Raw genomic sequence first — 14266 nt, forward strand, 5'->3', positions numbered from 1 at the left:
AAAAAGGACTTTCAATAATAATATCGGAGGTCCTTTTTTGTAAATTAATCTAACAAAATAGAATTTATATGATCTTCAAGTACATTCTTTGGTAGTGCCCCTTGTACCATCTGAGGTTTTGAATCTAATGGGATAAATAGAAGAGAAGGAATACTTTGTATCCCGAATAATGCACTAATTTCCATCTCTTTCTCTGTGTCGACTTTAAAAATGTATATATCCTCATGATAAGTAGCTGCAAGTTCCTCGAGTATAGGAGCAATTGCTTTACACGGACCACACCAATCTGCATAAAAATCAATAATACATGGCTTATCTCCTTTATAATTCCATTCTAAATCTTTGGTGAAATCCATCACTCTTTCGATGAAGGTCTCTTTATCTAGTAGTATCGTTTTAGCTCCCATAAGCATTGTTGTTATAGTTCTTTTGTTGTTTAAAACAACTATTTGATGGATATGTTCAGTTATTCGCAGTGTCGTTTAAATCTCTTCTCTGACTGAATAATGATACAATCCCGTAATCTTTATAAATAAGCAGACTAGAGGTGAAAAGTCTCTCCAATTTTGGGTGTAATTACATGAAGTGATTCCATTAGCTTATTAACTACAATGGGGGAAGTACAGTGTAAAGGGACAAGGGTAAGATTCTGATACTTCTTCAGCAAATCGATATACTCTAAAAGCTCGTCATTGATCTCTTTTAGGTGTAACCCTCCTGATATACTTATTATGTTTTGAGATTCTGTTACATTCATTGCATGGTGTATTAGATTAAATATTCCTGCATGATTACATCCTGTTATGATATGAATACCATTATTCTCTTTTATCGCAATCGCTGAATCGTCAAAAATATTATCAGGCGAAAAGTCTTCTAGGTGGAAGTTCGTTTTTCCTTTGCGTTTTCTTGGTATTTCGCCAAGAAAAACAATTTGATCAGTAAGCCATAGTGGCAATTTGGTAAGATGTAAATCAAACCGTTTTGATAGATCTGCCTTATTCATGTTTAGTCCTAAATATGAATTATCTTTATCTCTAAACCTTTGTGTGAATATAGACGGGTGAGCAATCAATTTTCCTTCTTGTAGGTATATTAGTCCGTTACCATGATCCCAATGCCCATGACTAAGAACTCGAGTAGTGTTTGTTAATGTGATTCCTGCTTTTTTAGCATTATGAAGGAATCCATCAGTCGCTCCCATATCGAACAAAATTTGTATCTCTTCTGTTTCGATGTAGAGTGATAACCCATGCTCTGATATCCACCCTGGATGAGGGGTGTTGTCAATTAAAATGGTGATTTTCATTTCTGAATATTTGTGAGTAGATGATATAATTTTAGTATGTGTTATATAACATGCAGCCTGCAAACGTTTGTGGAAACGTGTGCATAATGAAAGGTTATATGAACTATTGCTGTTTTGTATATATGTTTATAGATTGCTCAAAGTTTAATCAAGAATTGTAGTTTAAAATAAAGAATAAATGATGAATCCAAAAAACTTATCGATATTATTTCTCTTAGGATTGGTGTTCTTAAACTGCCAGCCTCATGTAACGAAGATAAAAGAAGAAGTTCCAAAGAAAGTTGTCGTTTATCAAGTATTTACTCGATTGTTTGGTAATACTAATACTACGAATAAACCTTGGGGAACTAAGGAAGAAAATGGCGTAGGTAAGTATAATGATTTTAGCGATAAAGCTCTGTCTGAATTAAATGATTTAGGGGTTACACATATATGGTATACGGGGGTTCCTCATCATGCATTGGTTGGAGATTATACAAAGTATGGTATCTCTATGGATGACCCTGATGTGGTCAAAGGTCGTGCTGGATCTCCATATGCTGTGAAAGATTATTATAATGTAGACCCTGATATGGCAGTCGATCCGTCAAAACGGCTCGATGAATTTCAAGCATTAATTAATCGTACACATAAGCATAATATGAAAGTAATTATTGATATCGTTCCGAATCATGTTGCTCGTTCTTATCATAGTATAACAAAACCTGAGCTCGATTTTGGAGCAGAGGATGATACTACAATTGTATTTGACGTGGATAATAATTTCTATTATATTCCCCAAAGCCATTTTGAGGTTCCTGATCCATTAAACGGATATATGCCACTAGGTGGAGATAAGGCAGAAATGCTGGATGGGAAATTTGATGAGCATCCTGCCAAATGGACTGGAAATGGATCAAGAAGTGCGAAACCCCATTTTTATGATTGGTATGAAACAGTTAAGATTAATTATGGCATAGATCCATCAGGAAAGAGCCATTTTCTGAAGTTACCTGATGGAGCAGATACTTTAGATTACAAAAATCACTATGCTTATTGGAAAGATAAAAAAGTGCCGAGTTCATGGATTAAATTTCGTGATATTGCTCTGTTTTGGTTAGATAGAGGTGTTGATGGATTTCGATATGATATGGCAGAAATGGTACCCGTAGAGTTCTGGAGTTTTATGAATTCATCAATTAAAATGAAGAATCCAAATGCGTTTTTGATGGCTGAAGTTTATCAACCAAAACTCTATCGAGATTACATCAATAAAGGAAAAATGGACTACCTATATGATAAGGTTGCTTTGTACGATACTCTAAAGCATATAATGCAAGGTCACGGAGATGTTCGTAATATTACTAGTGTTGTGGAAGCAACGTCAGATATAGAACACCATATGTTGCATTTTTTAGAGAATCATGATGAACAGCGTATTGCTTCCCCTGAATTTGCGGGCAATGCTAAGAAAGGAGTTCCTGCAATGATTGTTTCTGCTACTTTAGGAACATCACCAACAATGATCTATTTTGGACAAGAGGTTGGTGAACCTGGCAACGAAAATGCTGGATTCGGAAATCATTCAAGAACTTCAATCTTTGATTATATAGGAGTTCCACATCATCAAAGGTGGATGAATAATGGAAAATTTGATGGCGGTCAACTTTCCCTTGAAGAGAAATCATTAAGAAATTTCTATAATAAGTTATTAAACTTTACGATAAATAGTACCGCTTTAATGGGGCAATATGAGGACCTTACACGTTTTAATGATGCGATGGGGAACCCTTATGTGAAGTCGTTATTTATACATGCTCGTTGGTCTAATGAAGAGAATCTCCTCATCCTTTCAAACTTTTCTGAGAAGGAGTTGTTAAATGTTAAAATCCATATCCCATTATCTATAGTGAAAAATTGGGAAATAGAAGATCATCAAGTGGTTCTAAAAGATCATTTAGGACATGAAATTACATCCACGATTACAGTGGAATCACAAGATGCATTTTTCATTGTAGATATACCTGCCCTCGATGGTTTAATCCTGTCAGTGGAGTAGTTATTAGTTGTTTTAATAGTTAGGTCGAACGTACTTCTTTTTATAGAAGTACGTTTTTTTTGGTGTGCCATGCATGTAAATTAACTAATCGGTGCAAGTCCGTAGTGGAGGTTTGTAGAGCCAACCACCTAGCAGAAGGCAAGGGTGCTTATCGTGAGGTATAACCTGAAGGAAGCCGTATGCAAAACTCTGATCCGAGGTATACGAATCTCATTAGGCGGTATATAACTGGATAAGCTTGCCAAACAAAGTGAAGTCCGAATTCTACACGGAGTTTATACCGTAGATGTGGCGGATAGATGGAGTGAAAGTTAATTTCCTTACCATGGGAGGTCTCACAGATGGATACAGTGTATTTTTTTTCCTGTCCATTCACAAAAAGTTAACTGTGAGAAGTCAGCCGAGGTCATAGTACTGTATCCACTTTACAGGAAGGACTGAATCTTAAATTGTTCATAATACAGACTGTTACCTAATGAAGGGATCAATGCAGAAAATATCGGAAGATAGCTACTTGAGTGAAGGTAGAGCGGAACTCGATAATAACTCAAGAGCGCACACTTTCAATGGGATAACTGAAGCCATTATGAAAACGACCATTACAACAGATAATTTATTAGAACGAGTCCTAGAATCAGATAACCTAAATAAGGCTTATTTACAGGTTTATCGAAATAAAGGGAGTCATGGAGTTGATGAGATGCAGGTGGAATCCTTAAAAGATTATCTCAGATTTCATCGAAAAGTTTTAATAACAGAACTACGAAAAGGTAAGTGTTAACCCGATGGCGAATTATCATTATTTCATGCGGCATATTTGATCGGAGTTTTTGAAGAGCAAAGCGTATGAATATGCTAATACGAGGAAAAAGTATTGGCGCATTTCATTTCAAAGAGTCCAATTCTACAAACGACTATAACGAATAAGAATTTGGAGAAGGCAGGCTATATTACGCTAAGTGATTATTATCAGAAAGTAAAGTCGTGATTTAGGGAGTCGCCGTATACGAGACCCGTACGTACGGTGGTGTGGGAGGTGTACTGGAAGATTAAATATCTTCCAGCCATCTACCCGATTTAGGAATCTATAATCTCAATCAACGTTTTATCGCAAGTCTCGTAAGCTCATAATAATTTGAATTAAAGTTACTCCCTTTAAACAAGAGTGTCATTTGTTGTGTTTTATATAAAGGAGAAGTTGGATAATAAAAAGAGTATGTGTTATCATCTTTTTATTCTATGGGACGGGGATTTCGAGAATTATTAAAAATACTGTTCCTAGGCGATTATTTTCTTTAAAGACTTTTTTAACCGTTGTTTTAGTACCTGTTATCGCTGTATTGATAACTTCAGAGGAGTGTGATGCTGGTAATTTAAAATTATCTTCAAATGAGACTCTGAGTTGTCCTATTCGCAAGAAGAAAACCCAAAAGAAAGAAGAAAATAGCACAAATTTTTGCAATAAGAAGTTTGATCAGATTAAATTTAAATACGATAGCCTATTACTCCTACTTCGATCAAATTATAATAGCTATTTACCATTTCACCTTCAGACAAGAGATAAATATATTGGATCGTATATGTCTGTTCTCGAGAATAACGAAAGTTTTATTAAGGATGTTGTTGAGCGTATTCGTCAAACTAATAATGATTATTGTGATGTTTGTTATAACATAAATGCAACTTCTGTTGGATTAGGTTCTAATTCTCATGAGTTCGGAGATGCGAAGAACTTAAAGGCGCAACAGGAGCGACGGATTTTGGGAGATAGCCTTTATATGGTTTTACGTCATTTTCAGCGTAAAGAGTTGAATAATTATAATAGATGGAGTCGTCAAGTGGTTGCTTTACACGATAAGTTGATTAAAATGAAATCAGAATCACTACTTAATGCTTCTGTATTTATGATTCCTTCAGGCAATAATCAAGATTTCATCGTGCAGAATAAGAAAATTAAGTTTGTACATAAAGAAGATAAATATGTTATTCCTAATATCATCCCCAATGGTTATCTAGATTTGTTATTACAAAAGCAAAATTTATTGGTACAACAGATGCAAAATAACTATTGGTATTATGGATATTTAAATGAATCCGAGAATCATCTGGCTACAAACCTTTACGCAGATATGTGTATCGAAGCATGTCGTGTTAACGATACAATTGCGGATAATATAAGATATTTTTGTTTCTACTATCGCACAGAACGAGGTAAGATTGCACGTGAGATGATGTTACGAGAACAGAAATCGTATGCTTATAGTAATCTACTGAAGAAGTATAATAATACTATTAGATCTTTGTTAGGAGATAGTTTAAATAAAGAATTTGGTAAAAGAATCCACCTTGATCGTAAAAGGTATAATGTAAGACTTGAGCTGTATAGTCAAATGCAACAGCATATTGATTCTTGCCGAAACAATCAGTCTGTACACTTTGAATTTATTAAATTAAAAGTGTTAGACTTTGAAACCTATAGTTTTAGCCTTATAGGTGTCGTAGATACATTGAGCTATCTTAAACAATATATGGAAGGTGAATTTAAGGATAAATGTTTATACATTCACAACGACCATGATGCGATCCAAGAAAAATCATTTATCTATTGTAATATTCTTAATGGTACTACAACTTGTTCTAAAGTACTGTTAGATCAAGTGAAAGAACAATATATTTCTTTTCGAACTAAGATTCAAAACTTGACTATAGAAGATAATGCAAATGAGAAAATTCAGCGTTTAAATCTTACTTATCATCAACAGTTATACAAAGGACTAGGAGAAAAGGAGTATGAAGCTTTTATGATGAGATTATATCAAAATAAATTGTACTTTAATTATATCCTAGGGATTTATCACACTTTTATCTCGATAAAGAGTGATGAATAATCATAGAAAGAGCTGTGATAATATATTTCTTCCCTTCATACCACATTATGAAGTTTAATCTCTCATCAGAGGATGATCTTCCTCTGATGAGAGATTAATCCTCTAAAAATAAACAACAACACAAGAAAGGTAATAATGCTGGAGATATGATGAATATGCTTTGACTATATTAAAGTTGGATGTTGACAATAAAAATCCTCTGAAATAGAGCTGTTTGCGTTGATGGGTGTCGTGAGAAACTATTGTCAATTACTGCATCTTTATAATTGATTCTAATATGCATTGAGCTTAAGGCGTAATTTCCGTTGGGTAAAATACTATTTAAAGATGTAAAACAAATAGCTGTTCGTAAATAAAAATGTCATAGGATGAAAAAGTTCTTTTTTTGAGAAGATTTGTTATTTGTTTATGTCAAGTATATTGACATAGTTTAATGATTTAAATCGATTGCAGCTGTGCTAATGTGATAAGATATAAACCATGGGTAAGTATTTAACATTTCTGTAGTGTCCTTATTAGTAGTAGTTTGTGACCTTGTGTTTTTTTAACAATAGTGTCTAACGAGTTTTAAGATAAGATATTGTATAATGGCAAATAATTTGGTCTGTTTTATAGACTAGTCGATTCTAAATAGTCACATACATCTGAACGTAACTTTGACCATTGATTGATTCAATAACATGTTATGGTGTTAAAAACCACAATGTTGAAAATGGTTAATAAAGTTGTAAAACTATTAAATCACACAGTTTATGAATTCTTGTATTATACTTTTTTCGAAATATCGGAGAATAGGACAAAAAGGGATGTTATGGTTGCTATTTATGGGGCTGAGCATCTTTACGCAGGCCCAAACAAAGCTATTTGTAGAAGGTCAGGTTTTAGGAGAGGATCAACTATCAATTCCGGGCGCATCTGTGGTCGTAAAGGGAACAACGATAGGAACGATAACAGATTTTGATGGTCGATTTAAAATCAATATTGAAAAAGGAGCAACCCTTCTTATTTCTTATGTCGGAATGACTTCAAAAGAGATTGTTGTTGATAATGAGATGCCTTACTCTATTACTTTAATGAGTGATGTGCAAAATGTAGATGAAGTAGTAGTTACTGCTTTAGGTATAAAAAAAGAGAAAAAATCTTTAGGATATTCTGTTCAAGACCTTAATGCAAATGATATTAATAAGGGGGATTCGAACCCTCTTAGTTCACTCTCCGGAAAGGTGTCAGGAGTTCAGGTGAACAACTCTGCTTCAGGTGAAGGGGGATCTATTCGTATCACTATTCGTGGTAGCTCATCGATTGCAGGAAATAATCAACCCCTATATGTTGTGGATGGTATCCCACTGGATAACCGTAGCTTAGGTGGTGATGACTTATGGGGAGGTAAAGATTATGGTAATACTGCTGCCGATATAAATCCAGACAATATTGAAAGTATGTCTGTATTAAAAGGTCCAACAGCAGCTGCTTTGTATGGATCTAGAGCCGCCAATGGGGTTATTTTGATAACAACAAAAAAAGGGGCTAAAGGGAAGATAAATGTTAGTTATAGTGGGAAATTTACTTTTAATACTGTAGCAAAAGAGAATGATGAGCGTTTACAGTATGATTATGTCCAAGGAAATAATGGACAATTTACAACAACAACTGGGAACAATAGTAACCTATATAGCTCATGGGGGCCTAAAAATACAGGACAAGAATTAGTTCTTCCTGATGGAACAAAATATAATGCCAATCAAAGTGCAAATCGTTATAGTGATTTTTATGAAACAGGTCATGAGTTTGTTAATAGCGTAAACGTTTCTGGAGGAACTGACAAGGTTCAAAGTACACTCGGTGTTACTTATACTGATATGAACAGCGTTTCTCCAAACACTTCATTGGAAAAGTATAATATGAGTCTACGAACTACGTTTAATTTAAGTGAAAAGTTTGATCTTGATACAAAAATTAATCTTATTCATAATGATGATCAGAACAAGCGTGATTTCGGAAGCTCTGCTGCTAATCCAGTGAAAGGGTTGGTGTATACACCAACTTCGATGCCAAACAGTATTATGAAAGGTTATGTGACTGATGATCATGCATATCATTACTTTAATGAGAATACTATTTTCTTAAATCCTTATTGGTTAACAGAGAATACTATGTCAGAAGCGAGAAAAACCCGTACACTTGCAATGGCTAAGTTATCTTATCAGTTGAATGATTGGTTATCTCTATTTGTTCGTAGTGGCGTAGACTATTACAGTCGTTTTACATCTGATTCAAAGTATGCAAACCCTACTTTCCAACAAGGACGCTATGCTGAAGCTAATGCAAAATCTTTTGATATCAATAATGACTTCTTATTGACAGCACAAAAAGATTTTAATGAGAACTGGTCTGCGTCATTTTCAGCTGGTGGAAATATGTATTATCACTACTTTGATAATACGGAAGTAAAAGCAGAGCAACTTACAGTTCCTGGTTGGTTTTCTATCACGAATACGCCGAGTCCAATCACTCTTTGGAATCATGAAGAGAAGAAGATTAATTCTCTATATGCTTTCGGTCAGATATCATATGGACACTTTTTATAAGTACATCAACCTATTTAGTTTATGTTATTAATTCTGATTATTTAGAATATTTAAATATCTGTAAATAAGTGTTTTACCTTAAATTAATCATATAGAAATAGCATAAAACACATCATTGCGAGTACTTACCTTGATGTAACTGCTCGTAATGACTGGTCTTCAACACTTCCTGCGAGTAATCGTTCTTACTTTTATCCATCTGTTTCCTTGGGTTGGGTCTGGAGTGATATGTTAAAAAGAAGTGGTGTTGAATTACCAAGTTGGATGAGTTATGGTAAGCTACGAGGATCTTTTGCAATTGTTGGTAATGATGCACCTACTTATCTAACTAATTATACTTATAAGCTTGAACCTGGGGTAGATGGTAATCAATTTGGACGTGTTGATCCGATTAAGCCTGCTGAGGATTTGAAACCTGAACAAACTACATCATATGAATTCGGAGCAGAGTTTAAGCTTTTTAATGGTCGCCTTTCATTGGATTATACTTACTATAATAACAGTACTAAGGATCAGATATTAGTAATTGATGACGTTCCATCTTCAGGATACAAACAACGAGTCGTTAATGCTGGTGAAATTCAGAATTATGGTCATGAATTAACTATTACAGGTGATGTTTTAAAGAATAAGGAAGGGCTAAATTGGACAAGTAATATTAATTTTAGTAAGAATACAAATTACGTCGTTTCGTTAACTGATGATCTTCCTTATTATTCAGTAATGTCTAACTCCAATATTATTCCTGCAAATATTCGCATTACTGCAGGAGGTGGTTATGGAGATATTTATGGTCGAGGTTTTCAGCGAGATAATGATGGAAATGTCCTTGTTGGAGATGATGGCCTTCCGTTACTAACTTCAGATTATGTAAATCTTGGAAATAATCAGCCTGATGTATTATTAGGATGGGGTAATACATTCAAGTATAAAAAATGGACATTAGACTTCATGTTTAATATGAGTTTTGGTGGAGATGTCTACTCTTGGACTAATTCGGTTCTTGCAGGAAATGGTAATGCTTCATTTACTACAGACAACCGTGAAGGTGGTATGATTATATCTGGTGTAAATGCAAAAACAGGTAAACCGAATACCAAGGAAGTAACTGCACAAGAATATTGGCAAGCTGTTGGTGGCGAGAATGGTGCTGTTGAGCCTTTCCTTTATGATGCTTCGTATATTTCATTAAGCAATCTTTCTTTAAGCTATAAAGTTGGAACGATTGGAAATGATCAGTTTAGTTTGACGAATGTTGTTGTTGGTGTATATGGTAGCAATCTATGGTATGCTTATAAAAATACTAATGGGTGGGTGCCTAATAGTTCGTCTAGTAATTATGATTCAGTTCAAGGAATTGAAGCTTTTAGCCAGCCATATACAAGAAGTTTTGGTTTTAATCTAGGATTTAACCTTTAAGAAGCACATAAGATGATGAAAAATAATATACTAAAGATCTGTGTAGCATTGATAATTTTATCGGGCTGTACTTCCGATTTCGATTCATTGAACACAGACCCAACAAAAGTAACAGAGTTAGACTCTAAATATCTCTTCACTACAGTAGAGAAACGAGGTGGATTTTCGAACTGGGGAATTTATCAGTTGATGCAAAGTCTTTATGTAAATCAGTATGCTCAATATTGGGCAAATACAACAAGCTATTTCCCTTCTGATCGTTACACCATGAACAATGGTTGGATTGAAGGGGTTTGGAATGAATTCTATAGTGAGCATTTTCGTGTGTTGAATCAAATTGTAGAGAATCCAAACGAAAATATTAATAGGGTGCAAATTGCACGTATTTATCGTGCTTTTTTATATCAACGTTGGACTGATACATGGGGGGCTATTCCTTATAGCGAAGCGAGTCGTGGAATTTCAAAACCAAAATATGATTCACAAGAGTCAATTTATCGTGATCTTGTGAATGAGTTGCAGGATGCAATTTCAAAGTTAGATAGTTCGCAAGAAGCTGGTGGATTTGGATCGGCTGATGTTATCTATCAAGGTGCAACAGACAAGTGGAAGCGTTTTGCAAACTCATTACTTTTACGTATTGCTATTCATATGTCGAATGTCGATACTGAGTTTGCACAAGATGTGGCTACCAAAGCTATTGCTTCTGGTGTAATGAGTGCTAATTCAGATGCAGCTATTTTACCAAGTGATCCGAATAACCGTGAAGCAACAAATCCAATTCATGAAATAGCCTATTGGAATGAGTTCCGTATGAGTAAGACCATGGAAGTCTATATGAATGGAGACAAACTTGGAGTTGTTGATCCTCGACTGAAGATGTATTGGGCTCCAATTGCTAAAAGAAATAATGTTGTTGATGAATATGATGAGATAAATTTTAAAGGAGTACAGAATGGCTTGGCTGTGAGTAATATTCCATTAGATAATTTAGGTGGTTATTCAAATGTTGGTCCAATTGCATCGAAATATAACTATGATGCAGAAAATCAAACTTATCAAGCCGTTGATGCAGGTAAAGCTTTGCCAATGTTTATCTTTTCTTACGCTGAGGTGTGTTTTTTAAAAGCAGAAGCTGGTCTTCGATGGGGTTTAGGTGGTGATGTGAAGACCAATTATGATCAAGGAATTCGTGCCAGTATGCTTCAATGGAGCGAAGAGGAGAGTAATACTTATTCTGGACCAGTACCATCGTCACAAGAGATCTCTAATTATATTACTGAAGTAGGAGGGACTATTGATCAGAAGAAGATCAGTACACAGAAATGGCTTGCTCTATTTCCTGATGGTTTTGAAGGTTGGACTGAGTTCAGAAGAACGGGTTATCCTGATTTTATTCCTGTTCCTTCTCCTGATCCATCAGCTGGGCTCAATGGTGAATTTATAAGCCGAATTGCTTATCCACAAGTTGAGAAGAACCTAAATCCTAATGAGTATAATAAATCGGCAACATTGGGTGATTCTATGTGGTGGCAGAAGTAACCATGTTCATTGTAGTCAGACATGAATAGATGGCAGTTCTGTGTCATCTTATTCGATGTTGATGAAGAGAATATTGCGATAAATAATATCGTGTTGGTTTCTGTAAGTAAACAAAATCCTATTTTTAAATAATAGGTCTCCATTTTTTTTGATTGAGGATAAAACTAAAAAGAGATGTCCATCGCTATACTGGACATCTCTTTTATACGAATTTAGTTTATGAAGTTAACATTCGATTCTTTGTACATCAATAATTTCTTGGTCTTCAACCTCGACAAGATACATTCCGTATTTATCTCCAATAATATTATTCTTTTTATCTTTCATAAAATTAAAGACTAGAGAATAGGATGTTTTCGAACTGTTATTATTAGATTGCCCATTGTAGTAAATTGTCTGATCGAATAACATTTCCCATTGCTTGACCTCTTCCTTGTGTTCGTAGAGATTTAGTCCTAGCTGTAAAAGTCTTGCCTTTCCTTCTTCTAAAAGCTTGGTTAGAGGAGCATCGGATTGAAGAAATCCGATAAATTGTTCAACATGTTTCCAATCAATCTCAGTGTTATTATGAAACTCTTGATCAATCTCTACTTCGATGTTTCTACTATTTAAAAGAACTTTTGCCCTCCAGCACCATTCATTATCATTGGGGGTATCTTTGATGCATCTGAACTTAATGTCATGGTTGACTTGAATGTAGTTTTTTATCATATCCGTTGCTTTTTTGATCCAGTATTTTGCTTCTATTATTTAGAACCATATTTGTATTTGAACCGGCTGTTAAAATACATTATTTTATGCAACAAAGGATTATATATTTAGGTTTTTCATTCTCTGTCTCTTATGTGTTTTGTCGTTAATGCCTAAAATATATGCTTTGGATATACTACTCCATTTAGGTTGTTGAAGCAATTTTATTCTGAAACTGTAGTAACATCTATCTTATCTCTATTAAACATGCCTCAGCTTTTAATCAACTTTAGGTTCTACTAATAATAAGGAGTTGTAGGTGCTTTATATTTTTTCTATATTTAATTTCAGTTAAGTGTAGATTTAATTGGTGGACTGTTTTGCTGGTTGAATTCTTTATACAGTTCAAGTATCGTGTATTGATATTGAGAGAATCCGTTCAATCTATCTTGTAGCCTAAAGATGTTATTTTATCTTGAATTTCTTTGGGTGAAAGGTGTTCTCCCAAAATAACAGTTTTTCCAGTCGAAAGATCTACTTGAACTGATTCTACTCCATTTATGTGCTGTAAATTCGTCTCTACTTTTATTTTGCATTTATTGCACCCCATTCCTTTGATAGTGTACTCACATTGATCCCCATAGCTCTTTTGGGCTCTTTTCCTTTGTTGGAAATAATGAACACACTTAAGTATGTATACTCTTATTAGAAGGATTGCAAATACAATAGATGATATGATTTGCAGTGAAGATACTCCTTTATGGATGTGTCCTGTATGGTTCATTGCAAAAGTGAACCACTCAGCAGGAAGAAGATAGTCAATTATTAAACCAAAACTAATGGCTCCAACGACTATTGATAAAAGATAGATAATGGTTGCTTTTTTACCAATTGTTTTAGATAATACTACTAGTGTCGCAATGTTAGTAGCAGGGCCAGCCATAAGAAAAACAAAGGCAGCCCCTGGTGTTAGACCTTTCATGATTAATACTGCTGCAATAGGGACGGAACCTGTTGCGCATACATAAATAGGGATAGATGCTAGAAGTACCAACAGCATGTTGAGCAATGGAGTTGAGGACAAGGTTCCAAAGAAGTTGTCCGGAAGAATGGTGCTAATAAGTGCCGCAAGAACTAGTCCAATGATCAACCATTTAGAAATGTCGGCAAGAAATTCGATAAATCCAAACTTGAATGTGCCAATAACTTTATCTTTAAAATTCGTATCAACTTCCTGTTTAGTTTCTTGACAAGGAATCTCTTCTTTCTTTTGTTCTTTGGTGAGTGAATCGGTGATCCCTCCTCCGAAAATACCTGTAATGAAAGCTGCAATGGCTCTGAAAATTGCAAATGGAAATCCCATAAGAGAGTATGTTGCAAGGAGAGAATCAACACCCGTTTGTGGTGTCGAGATAAGAAATGCATTCGTGGCACCTTTGCTCGCACCATGTTTATATAATGAAAGTCCTGTGGGAATTACTCCACATGAGCATAATGGAAGAGGAACACCAAGAAAAGCGGCATTAAACACAGACTTCTTTGAGTTGGTGCCTAAATATTTAACAATACTCTCTTTTTTAAGGAAATTATGTAATAGCCCTGCAAAGAAGAATCCAACCATAAGATATATGGACATTTCATTGAATAGGCGTATGAATTCGAAGAAAAATTCTTGGATAAATGAGATCATGATATTCTCTTTAGTGCATCATTAAAATTTGTGATTTCTAATGTAAAAGTATTCTAGATAGACAATAACACAAAGAAAGTTGATTATTTAGGTCTTATTTAG

The 14266-nt window shown here is 34.6% G+C and carries 10 protein-coding genes; 6 read left to right on the forward strand and 4 right to left on the reverse strand.

Going from position 1 to position 14266, the window contains the following annotated elements:
* Positions 1-44: 44 nt before the first annotated feature.
* Both trxA and K5X82_00670 read right to left on the reverse strand, forming a co-directional pair.
* Entirely contained in the window at positions 45-407 is a 363-nt protein-coding gene (trxA, locus tag K5X82_00665) for a thioredoxin (GenBank protein QZT37421.1), read from the reverse strand.
* A 134-nt stretch (positions 408-541) separates the two neighbouring features.
* Positions 542-1309, reverse strand: coding sequence for an MBL fold metallo-hydrolase (locus K5X82_00670; protein ID QZT37422.1), 768 nt, complete (start codon positions 1307-1309; stop codon positions 542-544).
* Positions 1310-1487: 178 nt separating this feature from the next.
* Here K5X82_00670 and K5X82_00675 point away from each other — a divergent pair, with 178 nt between their 5' ends.
* The 6 genes from K5X82_00675 to K5X82_00700 all read left to right on the forward strand — a co-directional run bounded on the left by K5X82_00675 (position 1488) and on the right by K5X82_00700 (position 11784).
* Positions 1488-3347 carry an alpha-amylase family protein gene (locus K5X82_00675; GenBank protein ID QZT37423.1) on the forward strand — a complete coding sequence of 620 codons (1860 nt, stop codon included), beginning with the start codon at positions 1488-1490 and terminating at the stop codon, positions 3345-3347.
* Between the two features lie 487 nt (positions 3348-3834).
* Positions 3835-4128, forward strand: a complete 294-nt coding sequence (locus K5X82_00680; protein ID QZT37424.1) for a hypothetical protein — start codon at positions 3835-3837, stop codon at positions 4126-4128.
* A 559-nt stretch (positions 4129-4687) separates the two neighbouring features.
* Positions 4688-6235 carry a hypothetical protein gene (locus tag K5X82_00685; GenBank protein ID QZT37425.1) on the forward strand — a complete coding sequence of 516 codons (1548 nt, stop codon included), beginning with the start codon at positions 4688-4690 and terminating at the stop codon, positions 6233-6235.
* A gap of 752 nt (positions 6236-6987) precedes the next feature.
* Positions 6988-8823, forward strand: a complete 1836-nt coding sequence (locus tag K5X82_00690) for a SusC/RagA family TonB-linked outer membrane protein (GenBank protein ID QZT37426.1) — start codon at positions 6988-6990, stop codon at positions 8821-8823.
* A 102-nt stretch (positions 8824-8925) separates the two neighbouring features.
* Positions 8926-10242: a TonB-dependent receptor gene (locus tag K5X82_00695; protein QZT39064.1), complete on the forward strand. Its 1317-nt coding sequence runs from the start codon at positions 8926-8928 to the stop codon at positions 10240-10242.
* Positions 10243-10254: 12 nt separating this feature from the next.
* A complete protein-coding gene (locus K5X82_00700) occupies positions 10255-11784 on the forward strand; it encodes a SusD/RagB family nutrient-binding outer membrane lipoprotein (GenBank protein QZT37427.1) in 1530 nt (509 codons plus the stop codon).
* Between the two features lie 225 nt (positions 11785-12009).
* Here the strand turns inward: K5X82_00700 and K5X82_00705 are convergent, their stop codons facing one another.
* Both K5X82_00705 and K5X82_00710 read right to left on the reverse strand, forming a co-directional pair.
* Positions 12010-12495, reverse strand: coding sequence for a hypothetical protein (locus K5X82_00705; GenBank protein ID QZT37428.1), 486 nt, complete (start codon positions 12493-12495; stop codon positions 12010-12012).
* 418 nt (positions 12496-12913) lie between these two features.
* A complete protein-coding gene (locus tag K5X82_00710) occupies positions 12914-14164 on the reverse strand; it encodes a permease (GenBank protein QZT37429.1) in 1251 nt (416 codons plus the stop codon).
* Positions 14165-14266 lie beyond the last annotated feature (102 nt).

The organism is Prolixibacteraceae bacterium (genome assembly GCA_019856515.1).
GTDB classification, from domain to species: Bacteria; Bacteroidota; Bacteroidia; order Bacteroidales; family Prolixibacteraceae; genus Halosquirtibacter; species Halosquirtibacter xylanolyticus.

Excerpts from the sequence above, each read along its gene's own strand:
- K5X82_00690 (QZT37426.1), top strand. The coding sequence starts at position 6,988 with ATGAATTCTTGTATTATACTTTTTTCGAAATATCGGAGAATAGGACAA.
- K5X82_00700 (QZT37427.1), top strand. The coding sequence starts at position 10,255 with ATGATGAAAAATAATATACTAAAGATCTGTGTAGCATTGATAATTTTA.
- trxA (QZT37421.1), bottom strand. The coding sequence starts at position 407 with ATGGGAGCTAAAACGATACTACTAGATAAAGAGACCTTCATCGAAAGA.
- K5X82_00680 (QZT37424.1), top strand. The coding sequence starts at position 3,835 with ATGCAGAAAATATCGGAAGATAGCTACTTGAGTGAAGGTAGAGCGGAA.
- K5X82_00710 (QZT37429.1), bottom strand. The coding sequence starts at position 14,164 with ATGATCTCATTTATCCAAGAATTTTTCTTCGAATTCATACGCCTATTC.
- K5X82_00670 (QZT37422.1), bottom strand. The coding sequence starts at position 1,309 with ATGAAAATCACCATTTTAATTGACAACACCCCTCATCCAGGGTGGATA.
- K5X82_00675 (QZT37423.1), top strand. The coding sequence starts at position 1,488 with ATGATGAATCCAAAAAACTTATCGATATTATTTCTCTTAGGATTGGTG.
- K5X82_00705 (QZT37428.1), bottom strand. The coding sequence starts at position 12,495 with ATGATAAAAAACTACATTCAAGTCAACCATGACATTAAGTTCAGATGC.